We start from the raw sequence: 18,407 nt of genomic DNA, 5'->3' as shown, positions 1-18,407 counted from the left end.
GCGTATTGTGCATAAATTTGCGAACTCGAAAATAAACGAACATCAAAAGTGAGCGTTTGAGCATGAAATTGTTAATTAAAGTCACTTGAAATGTTAATCCGAACACTTTTGCTCGAAAAAGATGCTCGCATGAACGTCATTGCTCGAATTGATAGGTTGCGAAGTCGCTCAAACTACCTATATGTAAATGAATGCGCAACTGGTACGAGGAGTTTGTGCTCGGATTTGTGATGCCACTTCGTGAGTGGTGGATTATTAGACTTAATTAGGGAGGGCTGTGTGATGTTTTTGCTATGTAACAAGGGCGTTAACCAATGAGCTTATATGCATAAATGAATAAACTGCCAACTAAGTTGTAGTTTGGCAGTTTCAATTTGGATGTTTGTTCTTATTATAAGTTAAGAACTTACAGCTCTAAACCAGAGCTGCAACTTTTCCTCTCGCAACCAACTGAGCTCGGATTGAGTCATACACCCAGTTGAACGTAATCGCGTACAGCACGAAGAAGATAACAATTCCGATATCCATTACTAGTACTGTCCAGAAATCGAGTTGAAGTACCCACATCAGTAGCGGGAACGTCACCAGCATCAAACCCAGTTCGAAACCTAAGCCGTGCAGAATACGTGTTTTCTTGGTTCGTTGGCTGCGGTCAGCGCCGTAAATCTTGTCGTAACCGTAGTTGTAGACGTAGTTCCACGTCATCGCTATCAGTGACAAAGACAGTGCCAAGCCTGCCATTTTTACTGCTCCGCCCCCAACAATGTAAGTTGCCGCCACGGCCATCAAAATCAAAGCTGCTAATTCAAATAGCACCATGTGTAACATGCGTTCTTTATGTGACATCTTTTTACTCTCTTTATGTTTTCTAGCCTCTATGGGCCAATGACTTGCCTAGATAATATCTATTTAAGTGATAATATAAAGATAGTTAGCATCACATATGGTGATAGTAAGCGTTAGGAGATACCGAATGTACAACATAGAACAGCTGAAGATGTTTGTGTATGCCGTTGAATTAGGGTCATTTTCTGCCAGTGCTCGTGAGTTGGGCAAGGTCCAGTCGGCGGTAAGCCAAGGTATCAGTAATCTTGAAATAGATTTTAATGTTGAGCTTTTTGATCGTTCGACTCGAAAGCCTTCACTAACCAAAGCGGGCGAGCAGTTATTTAAACAGGTGAAAGCAATCGTGCTTCAGGTTGAAGATCTGAATGTGACGGTTAGTGCGATGGGTAGCGGTGAAGAGGGGCTCATCAAAATTGCATTAGATGATTCATTACTGGTTCCGAATTTATCTAAGATCCTTAGTCAGTTCAGTCAACAATTCCCTGCTACTGAAGTTGAACTGGTTGCGTGTACCACAACAGAGGTTAATCCGTTAATTATCGAAGAGAGAGCCGACATTGGACTGATGTTTACCAATTTGGCTTTTGATGTAGGCTCTGAGCCTTGCTTTATCGGTCACTTACCGTTTATTGCTGTGTGTCATCCAAGTCATTCGCTCGCAAAAACAGGTGTGGCGAAACTCTCTGATTTACTCCCGCATCGTCAGTTAATGTTGAGGGGAGACAAAGGCAAGGTGATGGACCAGTTTCCGCTGATTGCCGGAAAGGTATGGTGGTCGAACAGCTTTATTGTGATCAAAGAGATGGTACTTGGCAGCGATATTGGCTGGGCATACTTACCCAAGCACCTTGTCGAAGAGGAGCTGAATAAGCAGCGTTTAGTGGAGATTAATGTCTCATTCGATCACAAAACGTGGTCGCCGCCCGTTGATCTTGTTCTGTCTAAAACACGCTCTAAAGGTCCTGCATTACTTTGGCTTGAACAAGCATTGAAAGGCTTATTAGACGAAACTGAATAAAGAAAAGGCTCACCGCTTAGCGTGTGAGCCTTTCTGTTTAAAGTGATACTGCTTGCTTGCTAGATGTAGATGTAGACGCTAGACGCTAGGTTTAACCGTCTGACCGTTGTAGTACTTGTCTTTCATCTTAAGCGCCACGTTCACTAGGTAAATCAACACAGGTACTTCAATCAGTGGACCGATAACACCGGCAAACGCTTGGTCTGAGTTGATACCGAATACTGAGATAGCAACGGCAATCGCTAGCTCGAAGTTGTTACCTGTCGCTGTGAATGCAATTGAAGCGTTCTTGTCGTATTCAATACCCATCTTCTTACCAATGAAGAAGCTGATGAAGAACATCGCTGTGAAGTAGATAGTCAGTGGAACCGCAATCAACAATACGTCCATTGGCAGCTCTACAATCATCTCGCCTTTTAGGCTGAACATCAGAACGATAGTCGCCAATAGCGCAATCAGTGTGATTGGCGAGATGCGTGGAATGAACACATCGTTGTACCACTGCTCGCCTTTCATCGACACCAGGATCTTACGGCTTAGGAAGCCCGCTAGGAATGGGATTCCTAGGTAGATAAGAACACTGTGTGCAATATCGATCATCGAGATATCAACCATCATGCCTTCGTAACCAAATACTGGTGGAAGAACGCTGATGAATAGCCACGCCATAAAGCTGTAGCTCACCACTTGGAATGTACTGTTTAGAGCAACCAATGCCGCGCCATACTCTTTGTTACCGCCGCCGATGTCGTTCTAAACCAGAACCATCGCCACACAACGAGCAAGACCAATCAGAATCACGCCGACCATGTAACCTGGGTGGTCACCCAAGAAAGTCAGTGCCAACACAAACATCAGAATTGGGCCAACAAGCCAGTTCATGATCAAAGATAGTTTGATGGCTTTCTTATCTTTGACCACAGTGCCTAATAGGTTGTAGTTAACCTTAGCCAGAGGCGGGTACATCATTAAGATAAGGCCAATCGCAAGTGGAATGTTGGTGGTACCAACCGACATAGATTCGTTCCACTGCTCGATCTGTGGGAATAGGATGCCAAGCAGTACACCAAGACCCATGGCAATAAAGATCCACAGCGTTAAGTAGCGATCTAGAAAACCTAATTTTGGCTTCATGATATTTTCTCTTTGGTTGATATCGTTAATCGTCGAAAAGCGATATTGGGAAGCAAAAAAATACGCTTAATTTATTCCGTATTCGACAAACTAAGCGCGATAAATCTATTTCAAAATAGTGTCGATTAGCGTCTCAAATTGATGAATATTATCTCGATTAATGCGGTAGCACATCTTCGGTGGTATCGATTCAGCAGTGATGAAACCAGAGGTTTTCAAGATTCTTAGGTGCTCTGATACTGTCGATTGCGCCAAACCTAATTCACTAACCAAGTCACTGTTCAAACAGCCGCCCGATTTTTCTAGCGTTGAAAGGATACTCAATATACGAACTCTTGCCGGGTGAGCGAGCGCTTTGGCCAGAGCTGCCATTTGCGTTTCAGCTTCGGTATCACCATGTCCGATTGGTAGAGCACAGCCACCAGTTGTAGGGCAAGTTTCGTTCATATTGATGTTTCGCTTTCCATAATCGTTAAAAGACGATTGATGGTAGGCCTATTTCTTTTATTGGTCAATGCGAAATTTATAAGTCGCCTTAAATTGGCATCTCAGAACAATGGTTTTAGTTAAGCTTGATATTCGATTTTTATCTGTTTTTGCCTTCTTATTGCGCATAAACAAGATCTTAGATTTAAACAGAGAAATCGACCGAAAAGCATTGCATTCACTGGCTACTCTAGCGATATAATTGAACGCAGAACCGTTACACAAGATAACGAAAAATCATAATTTGCTATTTAATTTTCATACCAATCACAGTAAGTAAATGATCAGAAATAGCGCAGGGAAAAGACTTGAGAACAAGGCGGAATTTTTTGATAAGTAGTTATTCTACAATCAAAAATTCTAACGCAGTTATCGAGTATTTTAACCAGCTAGGATGAACAGTTATTTACTACGATTGGTATTACTTATAGGTAAGCCCTGAAATGCCACAACAGAACATCAAATTTATCGCTGCTGATATGGACGGCACTCTTCTTAATGAACACGGAAAGTTAGACCCAGAATTCTTCAATCTTTATGAGCGGCTAGAAGCTCAAGACATCATTTTTTCTGCGGCATCGGGCCGCCAGTACTACAGCTTGATGGAGACTTTTGCTCCACTTAAAGATCGCATGATGTTCGTTGCTGAAAACGGCACATTAGTGATGCACAAAGGCCAAGAGCTCTACAGCTGCTTGCTTGATACTGATGCCATCAAAGACATCATCAAAGAAGCGCGTGCCATTGAAGGTGCACACGTTGTGCTTTGTGGTAAGAAGTCTGCATACATTGAAACCAAAGATGAGCGTGCTTTAGCGGAGATCTCTAAGTACTACCATCGCCGTGAGCAAGTAGAAGACTTACTGGCGGTAGAAGACGATTTCATCAAGGTAGCTATCTGTCACTTCGACGGTTCACAAGAGAAAGTGAACCCAACTATTGATGCCAAATTCGGTGAGAACTACCAAGTGGTTGTCAGTGCAAAAATTTGGTTGGATGTGATGAACGCTGAAGCGTCAAAAGGTGCGGCGATTAAACATCTACAGAACACTTTAGGTTTCACTTACGAGCAGACCATGAGCTTTGGTGACTACCTCAATGACTTGGAAATGCTTAAAGAGAGCTACCACTCTTACGCGATGGAAAACGCCCATCCTAAGCTGAAAGAGATTGCGCGTTTTGGCGCGCCAAGTAACGTTGACGCGGGTGTGTTCCAAGTACTTGAGAAGTTGCTAGCGTAACGCTCTTAAGCTCGACCCGATTTTTGTCAAAGCCAACTCGTGAACATGAGTTGGCTTTTTTGTTCGTTAATGTTGAATTTAGTTAAATTTGAACGATTGTTCAGGTTGTTGTAGTCTGAAGATAAATTGGATGCCTGCTTTTACTGCAGACATGCCTTATCAATGATCACTTGGAATGACGATGAGCAAGAAACTTCAACTCGATATTATTTCTGACGTAATGTGCCCATGGTGCGTAGTCGGCTACAAAAACTTAGAGCAAGCCATTATAGAACTTGGTTTAGCGGAGCAAATTGAACTTGAATGGCAGCCGTTTGAGTTGAATCCAGATATGCCGCAAGAAGGTGAAAACCTGCGTGACCATATCATGAGAAAATACGGCTCTAGCGCAGAAGAGAGTCAAAGTTCACGCGAACAGCTTGCGGCGCGTGGCAAAGCGGTTGGTTTCGATTTCAATTTCTATGACAGCATGAGAATGGTGAATTCACGTCACCTACATGTGTTGCTCGATTTCGCGTTGGCGCATGGCAAACAGACTGAGTTAAAGCTACGCTTCTTTACTGCTCATTTTTCAGAGCAGAAAGATTTGTCCGATCTTGAGGTTATCGCGCAAGAACTTGAAGCAGTTGGCTTAGACTCAACGAAAGCACTGAAGCGCCTAAAGAACATCGATAACTTGAAGCAAATTGAAGCGCAAGAGTTTGAATGGCAACGCATGGGAATCTCAGCGGTTCCTACCGTGGTATTCAACCGAAAGAGTGCAGTCACTGGTGCGCAGACGGTAGAAACATACAAGCAAATTCTTCAAGAGCTTATTGCTGAATCATAAGCCGATTATTGGTATCAATTAGAGTCTGAATTTCATGGAATCACTGTCACTCGCTCAAGCGCAAAAAATTGTACTGCTTTCGCAAAAATTGCCGCCCAAAAAGCAACGCAATGGAGGCACTTTGGCGAACACGCTGTCTGCGATTGAAAACCTTGGATATGTGCAAATTGATACCATCTCTGTGATTCAGCGAGCTCACCATCATACGCTGTGGAATCGTAATCAAGACTACAAGCTTGATCATCTGGATAAGCTGTTAGAGCGTCGAGAAGTGTTTGAGTATTGGTCGCATGCCGCTGCGTATTTATCCATGCGTGACTTCCGATTCAGCCTACATCGCAAGAATGGCTTTGCGAGCGGTAAGCTCAAGCATTGGTATAAAAAGGATGACGCACTCATGGATCATGTTCTCAAGCGAATTGAGAATGAAGGGCCGTTGATGGCGAAAGACTTTGAAGGGGATAGGCCAAACCCCGGCGGGTGGGGCGGTAAACCGGCCAAGCAAGCACTAGAAACCTTATTCATGCAAGGCGACTTAATGGTGCCAAGCCGAGTAAACTTTCATAAGGTGTATGACCTTACCGAGCGAGTTTTGCCGAGTGGCATTGATACCTCTGAACCGACTGAACAAGAGTACATCGAGCATCTCATAAAGCGTTACTTAAAGGCTAACGGAGTTGGAATAGCGTCCGAAATGAGCTACCTACTCAAGAACACTAAGCCTTTGATTCTGAAAGCACTCCAACAGATGCTTGAAGATAAGCAGGTTCTGAAAGTAGATATTCAAGGCTCTGATTACTATGTCCAGCCAGGTGCTTTTGAACTGCTGAATCAACCTCTTTCCAGAACCAAGTTAAAGATATTGTCTCCGTTTGATAACCTGTTGATTCAACGAAAGCGAATGCAATCATTGTTCAACTTTGACTACCTCCTTGAGTGCTATGTGCCAGAGGCCAAGCGTCAGTTTGGTTACTTTAGTTTGCCGATTCTGTGGCAAGGTAAGCTGGTGGCGCGAATGGATTGTAAGGTCGACAGGAAGACCCGTTTACTCAACATTCGTAACTTGGTTGTTGAAGACAGAGTTAAAACCCATGAGTCATTGATTCACGCTTTGTGCGAAGAACTTAAACACTTCATGGTGTTCAACCAATGTGATGAGATGATCGTCCATAACACCACACCTTCTGATCTTGGCAAACGCTTGATGAACCATTGGCAAACGGTTTAGTGGCTTTGTTGTTTAGAAAATTCTTCATTACTTAAAAGCCTTTTTGTGAATTAGTCAGCGCTTAGCTATTCGGAAAGAGAGGCTAATAAAAACTCGACAAAGGTTCGGTTTTTCAATGACAGTTGTTTGGTTTTGTAGAGCAAGTGAATCGGCTTTGGTAACGGCGCCATGCCGGGTAGGATTTCCAATAGCATTCCACGCTCAATTTCTTCGGTAACTAAGATAGTCGGCTGTAACAACACACCTACGCTTTGTAGAGCGGCATATCGCAACACATCACCATTATTCGACATCAAGCGCACACGTTCTTTGTTCGGTGTGGCGTGAGGAGCTTGGCTGCTGTAACTGAACCCAAGCGACGGGTGCTGCGCCAAGTCTTCTAATACTCTGATTTCAGCATGTTGGTTAAGGTACTCAGGAGCCGCGCAGTAACACATCTCATAATCCCCTAAGTATCTGGCGACTAAACTTGAATCGGACAGGTCGCCAATTCGCACAATCAGGTCAATGTCGGATGAATAAGGGTCGACAAGGTCATTATTCAACATCAGCTCAACGTTAATGGTTGGGTGATGTGCGAGAAATTTGGCCACAATCGGGGCGAGCACCTTGTTTCCATAGGTAACTGGGCAGTTAATTTTTACCGTGCCTTGCGGTTGATTTTCCAAGGTCTGAATCAGGTTCTCTGCATTGCTGATGTCTTCGAGAATTCGCTTACACTCACGATAGTAAAGCTGCCCTGAGTCGGTTAACGATTGCTTACGCGTGGTGCGGTGGATCAGCTGAGAGTTCAGACTGGTTTCTAAGGAATGGACATGCTTACTGATCATGGTCGCCGACAGGTTGAAGTGGTTGGCGGCGCTACGAAAGCTGCCTTGTTCCACCACGTAGACGAAGACTTTCATGCTGGTTAACTTATCCATTAAACACTCTTGGTTGATAAACAATAAACAAAACGTGAGTTTATCAATTATTAGGGGTTAATTATATTAATGGCAAACCGATAATTAACTAAAATAAGAGCGTGAAATGCCTCAAATGAACGAAACCATCTTTGTTACTGCCGAACTTAAGATCAAAACTAACATAGAGCGAGCTGCTGCGATCGAAGCCATCGAACAGTTTTGTTTAGACATGCAAAGCGAGCCGGGCTGCCTGCAAGCGATTGCAACCTATGATCAAAGTCAAAGCGATCGCGTGATCTTGCTTGAGCAATACGCAAACCGCGAGGCGATCAATCAGCACTTTGTGATGCCTCATACCCAAGCGTTTATTGAGCGTGGTATTACGGAATTAGTGCAAGCATTTGAAACGCAACGTGGACCTATCAAAGCACAAGAGCAGGAGATCTAAGACATGAAATGGGGAATCCTAGGAACCAGCTTTATCTCAGGCGTAATGGCGGATGCGATCAAAGGCGATGCTCAAAGCGAGCTGTATGCCGTTGCTGGTCGTACTGAAAAAACACTAAACGAGTTTGCTGCCCAATACCGACCAACATTAACCTTCAACAGCTATGAAGCTTTGATTGAAGATGAGTCAGTCGACATTATCTATATTGCCCTACCAAACCATATCCATCATGAGTATGTGAATAAAGCGGCTCAAAAAGGCAAAGCGATCTTGTGTGAGAAGTCTCTATCGGTTGATATGGAAAAAACCGAGCAAGCTCTGCAAGCGGTGAAAGAAGCGGACGTATTCTTTGCTGAAGGTTTGATGTATCTAAATCACCCGCTTATCGCTAAGCTTCATCAAGAGTTGGCAACCGGTGAGATTGGTGAAGTGCGCTCAATCCAAGGTTCCTACGTTGCGGCGATTGATCAGTTCGTAAATCCTGCAAGTAAAGGCGCGTTGTACAACCTGGGTTGTTATCCAATGTCGCTGATTCATTCTGTTGCGCAGCAGCAATCTGGCGAGAGTGTGTTCGATGATGTGCAGATCTCGGCAATCGGCCGACGTGGCCAAGATGGCAATATCTGTGAATCGTCGGCGATGATGCGTTTCAACGGCAGTTTTACCGCGCAAATCCACACTGCTGAAGATCACGGCTTAAAGCATGGCTTCACGATTCTAGGTAGCAAAGGCTGTATCACGCTAGATACTAATCCATGGCTACCGACGGCAGAAAACACGTTTACGGTAGAGATCTATGAGACGTCGACACGTGAAGTGAAAGTCGAAGCGCAAGGCGATGGTTTCCATTATCAAGTGCGCAATATCCGCCAAGCGGTTGAGCGAGGTGACACACAACTTGCTGCCCCAATGGCAACTCACCAAGACTCTCGCGTGATCATGAAGTTACTGACTGATTGGGAACAAGCGGCGAGCTAAGATCTTCGTAAATTCGTATTCGACTCATGTTTGATTGCCTCGTCAGTGATCAAGCATGAGGCGTTTCCTCTATATCTTCCAGTAGACTCTTCCCAATAAATACTTTGCATTTGAAACAGCCACAGTGTCCAATGTCGGTTAAAACAATATTGACCGAAAAACCTTATTTTTTAAGGTGTTGAATAGGAACTTTGCTTCATGCGCAAATCAGATAAGAAGATCGAAAATCAAATCAGAGACGTGTTAACGGACGTGTGTGAAGATACGTTGAAAAGCTACGATGGTTTTCTTTGGGTGACTCATACGGTCAATTTCTCTTCATTCCCGCAAAGTTTGAAAATCGTCTGCGTATTCGACACCAATCGAGATAGAACGAACTTTTTAGAGGGGAGAGGTCAGCAGAGTGCCTCTCGGGCTATCCAACAAGCGTTCAATCAAGTTGGGGTTCAACTGAAGAATATCGATAAGCATGTTAGCTACGATACACAAGAAAATTGCGACCGCGACCATCAAGGGAAGTGGAACAAAAGGCTTTAATAACCGGTAGCGCTACTTTGAAAGCGACCTAAAGAGACGAAAGCCTACGCGAGGTAGGCTTTGTTACTGAATTTTGTTTTGTTATTTAATTGCGGTGCAGAAGCTGACGTCTGAATACTGAGTTTGCGGATCGTAGCTGTGGTAGAGCTCAAAACAAGGTCGGTCTTCGGTTTCAATGCCGGATTCAATGACGTTACTCATTAAATCATCCCATGCTTTTGCATATTGACCGACTTCGGTGATCGTTTGTCTCATCACCGCATATTGCCCACCGGGAAAATCTTTTAATTCGATCCCACTTGGCACTTCAGTGTCGTCTGAAACCATCAAGCAGATGTCTGTTCGGCACTTATCTGTTGGAGTGATTTCTGGATTGTCATGATAGATAAAGATGCAACTATTACTCGCTAGTCCTTTCATTTCTGCCCATTGATAAAGACGACCGCTTGGCTCTTCATAGCCTTGTCCATAGGGGCCTGTCACTCGTACATACGCCAGTTTTGATGCTTCAAATTGTTGTGTCTTCATTGTCATACTCCATGTTGAAAGTTCGGAGTTAGTATATGAATTGCCGTCAATTGCATCGTTTCCATTCTTGCGCAATGAGTGTCCAATCTTGCTATTTCGAGTTAGCTCGCTGAACGCTTGGTAATCTTCGCAATCGCGAAATGCACTCGGTGTTACACCGAAATGTTGTTTGAATGCCTTGGCAAAGCTTTGAGACGATGAAAAGCCATAATCCAATGCGACGTTAATAATAGGTTGTTTGGATTTGAAGAGATCATTGGCTGCCGCTTCGAGTCTCAATCGTCTGATGAAATCAGCAAGTGTCTCACCCTGAACAGCCTTAAAAGTACGATGAAAATGGTAGGGTGAAAAGTTGGCTAACGCCGCGACTTCTGGCAGGTTCAATGGCTCGTTAAAGCGTTTTTCTAGATAACGGATAACGGGAATCAGCCGTTTGTGATAGTCAACGTACATTACTTTATTTACCACTCTCTGTTGTCATCGTTCTTGTTTAGATCACCGAGACTAGCTTATCTAAGTTGAGTTTCAATAGAGGAGCCTTGAAACTGAGATTAGATGCGTTAATCCAATCATCTCGTTATGTTTCTCTATCTACTAACGCGATTATTTAACCTCAAAATTAGGTCGTGTTTGTATTGAAGCCGTCATTTCCCCCTTAAGCTGGCGGTAGTTTCAGATTGTCTTCATTCGGGTATTCGATGGCACACTTAAATGCTCGTCGAACCGGGTGGCTTAACGCTTGAACTATGAACTTTTCTAGACGATACTTTTTTCGTACATTGTCCCCAAAGTTGATGTTTAATATGTTGATTTTAAACGAAGTATTTTGAGTGGTAATGGTATCGATTAGGAAGTTTTAATCATGAAAACTTACATTTCTGGGCTGCTCGCACTTATACCGTCATGTTTAATCGCTGGCTACACTTTTGCTGTTGGTACAGCGGTTGTGCTGCCAGGGCAACATGAAGCTGGTGTTAATCTTTCGGGCTCCCCAATGTCTGCGAATGCTGTCATTGATTGGGAAATTGCGAACAGTGACCTCGTATTTGGCTCTTATGCAGATAAAACCGACAATAAGCGAGCTACGACAATTGGGTATATGTATAACCAAAAAATGGAGATCAATTCTGGTTGGTTGGAGAATGACCTTCGTAATAACGCAGAATTACATGGCGTTGATTTTGAAGACTTCTTTCTCCATTTTTCTGAAGATACAGTGCTCGCAGAAGTTGATAACACCCACGGTGAAAATACTCTCTTAAGTGGAAAGCCTATGACCTTGGGCTATACAGCCAGTGAAGATCATGCGGGCTTTTGGCTGTATCAAGAGCCTCCTTGGGATGCCGATGTGTTTGAGAATTTCGAACAGGGCGGGGCTTTGTATGTCTATCATGCTGAACAGTTCGAAAGGCTGACCTTTAAGTTCTCACAGTTTGCTGTCAGCGGCGAATTCTGGATTGAATACCCAACAGCTATTGACTCTCACGGAAGGGTTTCACAGTGGGAAAGGCTCGATGTAAAGAAAGACAAAACGCTCAATATGACCAGAAACCAATCGGTGATTTGGAACCTTCCGGGTAACTGGGTAAGAGCCACAAATCATGATGGCAGTGGGGTGAGTTATGGTGGCGGCCAGTATTTTGGTTCAACCTTTTTGAGAGAGGGTGGCCGTTTATACGTTGTGAGAGTTCGTTGGCAAAGTGAGAACGCAGACGACAGGCCGCGGTTAAAAGAAGTAAAACTCAAAAACAGCTTTCCAACCGTTAAGTTAACCGACGCTCCGACCACAACTCCGGATGGCAATGCTATCAGCCAATGGCGAAAAATTCGTGGCTTTGACGTGTCTGCAGACCTGAATGGCGATAACTACTTGTCGCCAAGCGAGTATCGAAATCGAACCAATAAGAATGCGACAGCGCGTTTTCGTTGGGAATCAAGAGTGGTGCCATTTGGTCGAATGTGGAGCACGAATTCATCTTGGTCGTTAACGAACGTCGCAAACGCGGATTATTTATCGGCCATTCATCGCTACTACAAGCAAAGCTGGGCAATCCAAGGTTTGAATGGAGCATACAACGACGACACAAATAAACTCATTGGCTCGAACCAGTTCTATGTCCATTCTGGCGGACATGTTCAAGAGTTAGGAGCTGTTGCGGGTTCAAATCAAGCGGATGCTCTCTACACGCAACAATTTTCAGCGTTTCTCAAAAATCTATCTGCTTTAGAAAGTGATGCGTCTATTGGGTTGAACATCGGTACGGCGAACTTGCTGGGTCGAAATGGGCAGTCTCATCTTAGCGAAGCCGGGTCTTTGTATCTGAGAGAGCATTACATTTTTCCGTCTACTGGATTTAGTGGTTACTCGGGGATCTCTAAATTCTGGGATAATTCTGCGCTCGCCTACAATGGAAAAGGAGTAATTTTTCAGGCGACAACGCGTTACGGGCGAGTCCAGTATCTAGGAAATAGTGAAGAGAATTGGAAGAAAGACCAATACTCGACCCTAGCGATTTACCACCTCAATCGACATGCTCAACACAGCTATTTTAATCAGTGGAACAATAGTTACGTCTATGGGAGTGATAACACGACTGCAGACATTTTCTGGCAAAGTGGTGTCCCTAAAAATATCGCTTATCAACCAAGTTCGTTATTAGCCGTTGATTTGGGAGAGCCGAGTCATCAGGTCCTACAGGGATTTGAGCCAATTCCTTTGATGCTGTCGACAACGACACCTCAACCCGCAGACTACACCATCGTTGGTGATTCATCGATGAGTGAAGTGGTGCATGCTGATCTGCCCAATGGTATGACTCACGTTCTACCTACGTTCACGTACTTTATGTATCAATCTAAAAATCAGGTGGCCGCTGGTGGCCCTGAAGATATGGTGTTAGCGAGAGAGTTCAGCAATGGTCGTGTGTTGTATCGCACGGATTTCCACGGTAAGAATTCGAGCTTTTATGAGGCAGAGAAGCTGATGATTGTATTGGACGTGCCGATGAAGCCTGTCGATGAAAACGGCAACAGCGGAGAGTATGTGACTGAAATTCATATTGGCGGTTATGAAGGGCTGTTCTTGCTTTATTAGAGTCAATAGAATGAGAATAAGCTGTCAAAACGAATATTCAATTGGAACTCATCGCTATGAAAATTGTTATTGCACCAGACTCGTTTAAAGAATCTTTATCGGCGGTATCGGTGGCGGCGTGTATTGAAAAGGGCTTTCGTGAAATCTTTCCTGACGCTGACTATGTGACTTTACCTCTGGCCGATGGTGGCGAAGGTACGGTAGATGTATTGCTACAAGGTTTAGCCGGACAAAAGCGAACAAATAAAGTTCAAGGGCCATTGGGAACATTGATTAGTGCTGAATGGGCGATGTTAGAACCGTCAGTTCAGAGCTCCAAGAGAACGGCTTTGATAGAGATAGCTGCTGCGTCTGGTTTAGACTTGCTGACACCAGAACAGCGCGATCCTTTGGTTGCTTCTTCTTTTGGTACCGGACAGCTGATATTAGAAGCGATAGAGCAGGGTGCTCAAACCATCATTCTTGGATTGGGTGGCAGTGCGACCAATGATGGTGGTGCAGGCATTGTACAAGCGTTAGGTGGTAAATTGCTTGATCGTGCAGGGCAAGAGCTCAGCCGAGGTGGCGCTGTGCTAGCGGATTTGGCTTCAATTGATCTTACTGGCGTAGATTTGCGCTGCGCTGATGTCGATTTGATTTTGGCGTGTGATGTTGATAACCCATTGTGTGGCGATAAGGGTGCCAGCTATATATTTGGTCCGCAAAAAGGAGCGACACCTGAACAAGTCTTAATGCTTGACAAGGCGCTTGAGAATTTTGCTCAAGTTGCAGAAACGCAAGGTTATGTCGGTGGCGATGAGCCTGTTTACAAGCGCGTGGGTTATGGCGCAGCGGGTGGCACGCCGATGGGGCTTGGTTTGTTATTCAATATCCAAATTAAACCCGGCATTGAGATGGTGCTCGATGTTTTGCAAGCTGATGATCTATTGAAAGGTGCCGACTTGGTGATTACTGGCGAAGGGCAGATGGACAACCAAACTCTGCAAGGGAAAACGCCTTATGGCATTGCTAAACGAGCGAGCTTACAAGGCATTCCGATCATAGGCATTGCTGGCTCACTGGGAACAGAAGTAGAAGCACTTTATGGTGAAATGAACAGCTTGTTTGGTACGGTTCGTTCTCCTCAGTCACTTGACCAAGTTCTGCTAGAAGCCGAACTAAACCTTACCAGAACGGCGAGAAATATCGCTGCGACTCTGAAAGTAGGCCATGCGATCTTGAAATAAAGTGAGGTTTGACAATTGGTTACTTAACATCATGGTTCGATAGGTTTTATAGATAGCAACGATAAATAGAAACGATTATATTTTATACCATTAGAGGTCTATTCTATATCCATAATATTTTAGGGGCTTTTGAAAGGAAGCCAGTATAAATATCAAGGTGCACTCACTATTGCTGCACCTTTGGACCTTAAGGAATAGATCATGAGTAAAAAACTAACTACAGCTGCGGGTTGTCCTGTTGCTCATAACCAGAATGTTCAAACTGCGGGTAAGCGCGGTCCTCAACTTCTTCAAGATGTTTGGTTTTTAGAAAAGATGGCGCATTTTGACCGCGAAGTCATTCCAGAGCGTCGTATGCACGCGAAAGGTTCAGGCGCTTACGGTACATTTACTGTTACGCATGACATTACCAAATACACCAAGGCAAAACTGTTTTCTGAAATAGGCAAAAAGACCGACCTGTTTGCACGTTTTACTACGGTTGCCGGTGAGCGCGGTGCTGCCGATGCTGAGCGTGATATCCGCGGCTTTGCATTGAAGTTTTATACCGAAGAAGGCAACTGGGATATGGTGGGTAACAACACCCCAGTATTTTTCCTTCGTGATCCTCTCAAGTTCCCAGACCTAAACCATGCGGTTAAGCGTGACCCTCGCACCAACATGCGCAGTGCGAAGAACAACTGGGATTTCTGGACCTCTCTACCTGAAGCGCTTCACCAAATCACCATCGTAATGAGTGACCGTGGTATTCCTGCTACTTACCGTCACATGCATGGTTTTGGTAGCCATACATTCAGCTTTATTAATGCAGACAACGAGCGTTTCTGGGTTAAGTTCCACTTCAAATCTCAGCAAGGTATTAAAAACCTGTCTGATGCAGAAGCGGCACAAGTGATCGGTGACGATCGTGAAAGCCACCAACGTGATTTGCTAGACAGCATTGATAACCAAGACTTCCCTAAATGGACGTTGAAAGTACAAGTGATGCCAGAAGCGGATGCAGCGAAAGTGCCATACAACCCGTTCGATCTAACTAAGATCTGGCCTCATGCAGATTACCCATTAATAGAAGTGGGTGAGTTTGAATTGAACCGTAACCCGCAAAACTTCTTCGCTGAAGTTGAGCAGTCTGCATTCAACCCGGCAAACGTGGTTCCGGGTATTAGCTTCTCACCAGACAAGATGCTACAAGGCCGTCTGTTTGCTTACGGTGATGCACAGCGCTACCGTTTGGGTGTTAACCATCAGCATATCCCAGTAAACGCACCTCGTTGTCCTGTACACAGCTACCATCGTGATGGTGCGATGCGTGTTGATGGTAACTTTGGTAGCACACTTGGCTATGAGCCAAACAACGAAGGCCAATGGGCAGAGCAACCAGACTTTGCTGAACCAGCATTGAACCTAGATGGCGCTGCGGCGCACTGGGATCACCGCGAAGACGAAGATTACTTCTCGCAACCGGGTGATCTGTTCCGTTTGATGACGCCAGAAAAGCAAGCGATTCTGTTTGATAACACTGCTCGTAACCTAGGCGGCGTTCCTAAAGAGATTCAACTGCGTCACCTAAGACACTGTTACAAAGCCGACCCTGCATACGGTGAAGGCATTGGTAAACTGCTTGAAATCGACGTGAGCGAATTTAAGTCGTAATCAATAAGTTTGATTAGTTAAATGAAAGGCCGTTGAGTGAATCATTCAACGGCCTTTTTTGATCGTGCTGTGTATTAGGTGAGTCATGTAAGTCGTACCAATTACTTGAAAATTAGCACCATTTCTATTGATAGTTTTTGCCTATCGAATTGATAAATTTATCCCATTATCTTTGTAAGAACGATCGGATTATTCTACGACTATCAGTTTATAAAGTAGAAGAGTTTGAGATGAGTAAGAGCGCATTAATCGTTGAAGGTGGGGCAATGAGAGGCATCTTCGCTGCCGGAGTGTTGGACGCCTTTATGCAAGACGATTTCCGTCCTTATGATTTTGCCATCGGCGTATCAGCAGGTGTGTCCAATTTGGTTGGTTACTTATCTCAAGCTCCGAAGCGTAGCTACAACGTGATCACCACTATGGCGACCGATAAAACGTTCTTTAACCCTGCTCGCTTTGCTAAAGGTGGCAATTTGGTCGACGTTAAGTGGTTGTGGGATGAATCTAACCAACGTTATCCGCTTGATTGCGGTCAGCTGTTCTCAAGTGTTCCTTTAATTGCTGCTGTAACTAACGTCGATACTGGCAGTGCAGACTACTATCACATCAAGCCAGAAAACCTTTCTAACGTGGTTGAAGCAACAACAGCTCTACCTATCGCTTACCGTGAAACACCGTGCTTCTCTGGTGGTTGCTATACCGATGGTGGTGTAGCCGACTCTATTCCGGTTCGCGAAGCCTATCGTCGTGGTGCACGAGACATTACCGTGATTCTTTCTCATCCTTTGAGTTACCGAATGAAGCCTCAAAAGCACCAATGGATGCTGAAAAAACTATTAAAGAAATTCCCTAACATTGCAGAATCGATGGCAGTGCGTGCTGAAAACTACAACCAGTCTCTGGAGTTCATTCGTAACCCACCCAAAGATGCGACCATTAAAGTGATAGCGCCGCCAGAAGCCTTCGCGGTGAAGCGCTTGACTATGGATCAATCAACGCTTGATGCCGGTTATGAGATGGGTGTTAAAGCAGGGGAAGAGCACCTTGCTATTCGAAAAGGCGTGTATGGTTTAGACACCGAAGATTGTCATTTCTGCGTCTAGGAACGGTTTTTGAATACTGGATAAACGAAAAAGCCACGCTGTTCACTTAGGAATAGCGTGGCTTTGTATCTGTAGAGCTCGTTTGTTTTTAACTCAGTCTGCTATTAGCTCAGTCTGCTATTAAACGAGTTCGTTTCCGCTGGTGTTTCCAGTAAAGAAGGCATCAACACTGGTGAGCGTTGTATTGGCGATGTTGAACAAAGCATCTTTAGTCAAGAAGGCTTGGTGACCAGTGAACAATACGTTGTGACAAGCAGATAGGCGACGGAATACGTCATCGACAATCACGTCGTTAGATTTGTCTTGGAAGAACAGCTCTTTCTCATTGTCGTAAACATCAAGACCAAGCGCGCCGATTTTGCTTTGTTTGAGTGCTTCAATTGCAGCAGTTGAATCCAGCAGTTCACCACGACTGGTGTTGACGATCATCACGCCATCTTTCATTTTGCCAAATGCCGTTGCATCCAACAGGTGGTAGTTCTCTTTACTCATTGGGCAATGCAAAGAAATCACGTCAGATTCTTGGTAAAGCTCGTCGAGTTCTACGTATTTAGCACCCAGTTCTTTTGCCAATGGGTTCGGGTATGGGTCGTAGCATAGGATGTTCATGCCTAAACCTTTCAGAATACGCATCGTCGCTAAGCCAATCTTTCCTGAACCAATTACACCAACGGTTTTACCGTGGAAGTTGAAGCCAACTAGTCCCTCAAGAGAGAAGTTCGCATCACGAGTGCGTTGGTATGCCTTGTGTAGTTTACGGTTCAAACACATCATCATACCGACGGTGTGTTCTGCTACCGATTCTGGTGAGTAAGCCGGAACGCGAACCACTTGCAGACCAAACTCTTTGGCTGCATCTAAATCGACTTTATCAAAACCGGCACAGCGCATTGCAATCAGCTTAGTGCCGCCTTTCGCTAGAATCTCTAGCACATCTCGCGATAGGTCGTCGTTTACAAACGCACAAACGACTTCGTTGTCGTGCGCCATTTTTGCTGTTGTTGTAGTGAGGCGAAAATCGTGAAAATGGAACTCGGCGTTGAGTTCGCCTTTTGCCAGTTCAAATGATTTTTCGTCGTATGATTTTGAGCTAAAAAAAGCAATGTTGAGCATGGCTTCCTCTCTTACCTAAAATATAAATAACCCACTGATT

The 18,407-nt window shown here is 44.5% G+C and carries 16 protein-coding genes and 1 pseudogene; 11 read left to right on the top strand and 6 right to left on the bottom strand.

Annotated elements, in window-relative coordinates; genetic code table 11:
- Positions 1–414 precede the first annotated feature (414 nt).
- The gene (locus ACED53_RS11995; protein ID WP_017096304.1) at positions 415–846 is read right to left on the bottom strand and encodes a PACE efflux transporter; all 432 of its coding nucleotides are present in this window, start codon (positions 844–846) and stop codon (positions 415–417) included.
- A gap of 127 nt (positions 847–973) precedes the next feature.
- Between ACED53_RS11995 and ACED53_RS11990 the strand changes: the two genes are divergently transcribed.
- On the top strand, positions 974–1,864 hold the full coding sequence (locus ACED53_RS11990; protein WP_017096303.1) for a LysR family transcriptional regulator: 891 nt from the start codon (positions 974–976) through the stop codon (positions 1,862–1,864).
- 78 nt (positions 1,865–1,942) lie between these two features.
- Here the strand turns inward: ACED53_RS11990 and arsB are convergent.
- A pseudogene (arsB, locus tag ACED53_RS11985) lies at positions 1,943–2,998 on the bottom strand (ACR3 family arsenite efflux transporter).
- Between the two features lie 105 nt (positions 2,999–3,103).
- Positions 3,104–3,445 (bottom strand): helix-turn-helix transcriptional regulator, encoded by a 342-nt coding sequence (locus tag ACED53_RS11980; protein ID WP_017096301.1) that lies wholly within the window; start codon positions 3,443–3,445, stop codon positions 3,104–3,106.
- A gap of 482 nt (positions 3,446–3,927) precedes the next feature.
- Between ACED53_RS11980 and ACED53_RS11975 the strand changes: the two genes are divergently transcribed.
- From ACED53_RS11975 to ACED53_RS11965, 3 genes are all read left to right on the top strand, one after another.
- Complete coding sequence (locus ACED53_RS11975; RefSeq protein ID WP_017096300.1) at positions 3,928–4,725, top strand: Cof-type HAD-IIB family hydrolase; 798 nt, start codon at positions 3,928–3,930, stop codon at positions 4,723–4,725.
- 181 nt (positions 4,726–4,906) lie between these two features.
- Positions 4,907–5,554, top strand: coding sequence for a DsbA family oxidoreductase (locus ACED53_RS11970; protein WP_017096299.1), 648 nt, complete (start codon positions 4,907–4,909; stop codon positions 5,552–5,554).
- 34 nt (positions 5,555–5,588) lie between these two features.
- Complete coding sequence (locus ACED53_RS11965) at positions 5,589–6,782, top strand: winged helix-turn-helix domain-containing protein (RefSeq protein WP_102580029.1); 1,194 nt, start codon at positions 5,589–5,591, stop codon at positions 6,780–6,782.
- 65 nt (positions 6,783–6,847) lie between these two features.
- On the opposite strand, the gene ACED53_RS11960 is transcribed toward ACED53_RS11965, so the two are convergent.
- Positions 6,848–7,705, bottom strand: a complete 858-nt coding sequence (locus tag ACED53_RS11960; protein ID WP_017096297.1) for a LysR substrate-binding domain-containing protein — start codon at positions 7,703–7,705, stop codon at positions 6,848–6,850.
- A 106-nt stretch (positions 7,706–7,811) separates the two neighbouring features.
- On the opposite strand from ACED53_RS11960, the gene ACED53_RS11955 reads away from it, so the two are divergent.
- The 3 genes from ACED53_RS11955 to ACED53_RS11945 all read left to right on the top strand — a co-directional run bounded on the left by ACED53_RS11955 (position 7,812) and on the right by ACED53_RS11945 (position 9,650).
- On the top strand, positions 7,812–8,135 hold the full coding sequence (locus tag ACED53_RS11955) for a putative quinol monooxygenase (RefSeq protein WP_017100305.1): 324 nt from the start codon (positions 7,812–7,814) through the stop codon (positions 8,133–8,135).
- 3 nt (positions 8,136–8,138) lie between these two features.
- Entirely contained in the window at positions 8,139–9,113 is a 975-nt protein-coding gene (locus ACED53_RS11950; RefSeq protein ID WP_017100304.1) for a Gfo/Idh/MocA family protein, read from the top strand.
- A gap of 198 nt (positions 9,114–9,311) precedes the next feature.
- Positions 9,312–9,650 (top strand): hypothetical protein, encoded by a 339-nt coding sequence (locus ACED53_RS11945; RefSeq protein WP_017096294.1) that lies wholly within the window; start codon positions 9,312–9,314, stop codon positions 9,648–9,650.
- An 81-nt stretch (positions 9,651–9,731) separates the two neighbouring features.
- Here ACED53_RS11945 and ACED53_RS11940 read toward each other — a convergent pair whose 3' ends face one another.
- On the bottom strand, positions 9,732–10,631 hold the full coding sequence (locus tag ACED53_RS11940) for a GyrI-like domain-containing protein (protein WP_017100303.1): 900 nt from the start codon (positions 10,629–10,631) through the stop codon (positions 9,732–9,734).
- A gap of 409 nt (positions 10,632–11,040) precedes the next feature.
- Between ACED53_RS11940 and ACED53_RS11935 the strand changes: the two genes are divergently transcribed.
- The 4 genes from ACED53_RS11935 (at position 11,041) to ACED53_RS11920 (ending at position 17,254) form a co-directional block, all read left to right on the top strand.
- A complete protein-coding gene (locus tag ACED53_RS11935) occupies positions 11,041–13,272 on the top strand; it encodes a hypothetical protein (protein ID WP_017100302.1) in 2,232 nt (743 codons plus the stop codon).
- 56 nt (positions 13,273–13,328) lie between these two features.
- Positions 13,329–14,498: a glycerate kinase gene (locus ACED53_RS11930; RefSeq protein WP_017100301.1), complete on the top strand. Its 1,170-nt coding sequence runs from the start codon at positions 13,329–13,331 to the stop codon at positions 14,496–14,498.
- Between the two features lie 201 nt (positions 14,499–14,699).
- Positions 14,700–16,151, top strand: coding sequence for a catalase (locus tag ACED53_RS11925; protein ID WP_017100300.1), 1,452 nt, complete (start codon positions 14,700–14,702; stop codon positions 16,149–16,151).
- A 230-nt stretch (positions 16,152–16,381) separates the two neighbouring features.
- A complete protein-coding gene (locus tag ACED53_RS11920; RefSeq protein WP_017100299.1) occupies positions 16,382–17,254 on the top strand; it encodes a patatin family protein in 873 nt (290 codons plus the stop codon).
- Between the two features lie 120 nt (positions 17,255–17,374).
- Here the strand turns inward: ACED53_RS11920 and ACED53_RS11915 are convergent, their stop codons facing one another.
- A complete protein-coding gene (locus ACED53_RS11915; protein ID WP_017081793.1) occupies positions 17,375–18,367 on the bottom strand; it encodes a 2-hydroxyacid dehydrogenase in 993 nt (330 codons plus the stop codon).
- Positions 18,368–18,407: the final 40 nt, after the last annotated feature.

The sequence above is a fragment of the Vibrio sp. 1F169 genome (assembly GCF_041439605.1).
Classification (GTDB): Bacteria; Pseudomonadota; Gammaproteobacteria; order Enterobacterales; family Vibrionaceae; genus Vibrio; species Vibrio tasmaniensis_A.
This window is presented reverse-complemented; position numbering and strand designations above follow the sequence as displayed.

Bases quoted from the DNA above. Each gene is read 5' to 3' on its own strand.
- ACED53_RS11995 (WP_017096304.1), bottom strand. From the start codon at position 846: ATGTCACATAAAGAACGCATGTTACACATGGTGCTATTTGAATTAGCA.
- ACED53_RS11980 (WP_017096301.1), bottom strand. From the start codon at position 3,445: ATGAACGAAACTTGCCCTACAACTGGTGGCTGTGCTCTACCAATCGGA.
- ACED53_RS11930 (WP_017100301.1), top strand. From the start codon at position 13,329: ATGAAAATTGTTATTGCACCAGACTCGTTTAAAGAATCTTTATCGGCG.
- ACED53_RS11950 (WP_017100304.1), top strand. From the start codon at position 8,139: ATGAAATGGGGAATCCTAGGAACCAGCTTTATCTCAGGCGTAATGGCG.
- ACED53_RS11975 (WP_017096300.1), top strand. From the start codon at position 3,928: ATGCCACAACAGAACATCAAATTTATCGCTGCTGATATGGACGGCACT.
- ACED53_RS11990 (WP_017096303.1), top strand. From the start codon at position 974: ATGTACAACATAGAACAGCTGAAGATGTTTGTGTATGCCGTTGAATTA.
- ACED53_RS11920 (WP_017100299.1), top strand. From the start codon at position 16,382: ATGAGTAAGAGCGCATTAATCGTTGAAGGTGGGGCAATGAGAGGCATC.
- ACED53_RS11960 (WP_017096297.1), bottom strand. From the start codon at position 7,705: ATGGATAAGTTAACCAGCATGAAAGTCTTCGTCTACGTGGTGGAACAA.
- ACED53_RS11940 (WP_017100303.1), bottom strand. From the start codon at position 10,631: ATGTACGTTGACTATCACAAACGGCTGATTCCCGTTATCCGTTATCTA.
- ACED53_RS11935 (WP_017100302.1), top strand. From the start codon at position 11,041: ATGAAAACTTACATTTCTGGGCTGCTCGCACTTATACCGTCATGTTTA.
- ACED53_RS11915 (WP_017081793.1), bottom strand. From the start codon at position 18,367: ATGCTCAACATTGCTTTTTTTAGCTCAAAATCATACGACGAAAAATCA.
- ACED53_RS11970 (WP_017096299.1), top strand. From the start codon at position 4,907: ATGAGCAAGAAACTTCAACTCGATATTATTTCTGACGTAATGTGCCCA.
- ACED53_RS11955 (WP_017100305.1), top strand. From the start codon at position 7,812: ATGCCTCAAATGAACGAAACCATCTTTGTTACTGCCGAACTTAAGATC.
- ACED53_RS11925 (WP_017100300.1), top strand. From the start codon at position 14,700: ATGAGTAAAAAACTAACTACAGCTGCGGGTTGTCCTGTTGCTCATAAC.
- ACED53_RS11965 (WP_102580029.1), top strand. From the start codon at position 5,589: ATGGAATCACTGTCACTCGCTCAAGCGCAAAAAATTGTACTGCTTTCG.
- ACED53_RS11945 (WP_017096294.1), top strand. From the start codon at position 9,312: ATGCGCAAATCAGATAAGAAGATCGAAAATCAAATCAGAGACGTGTTA.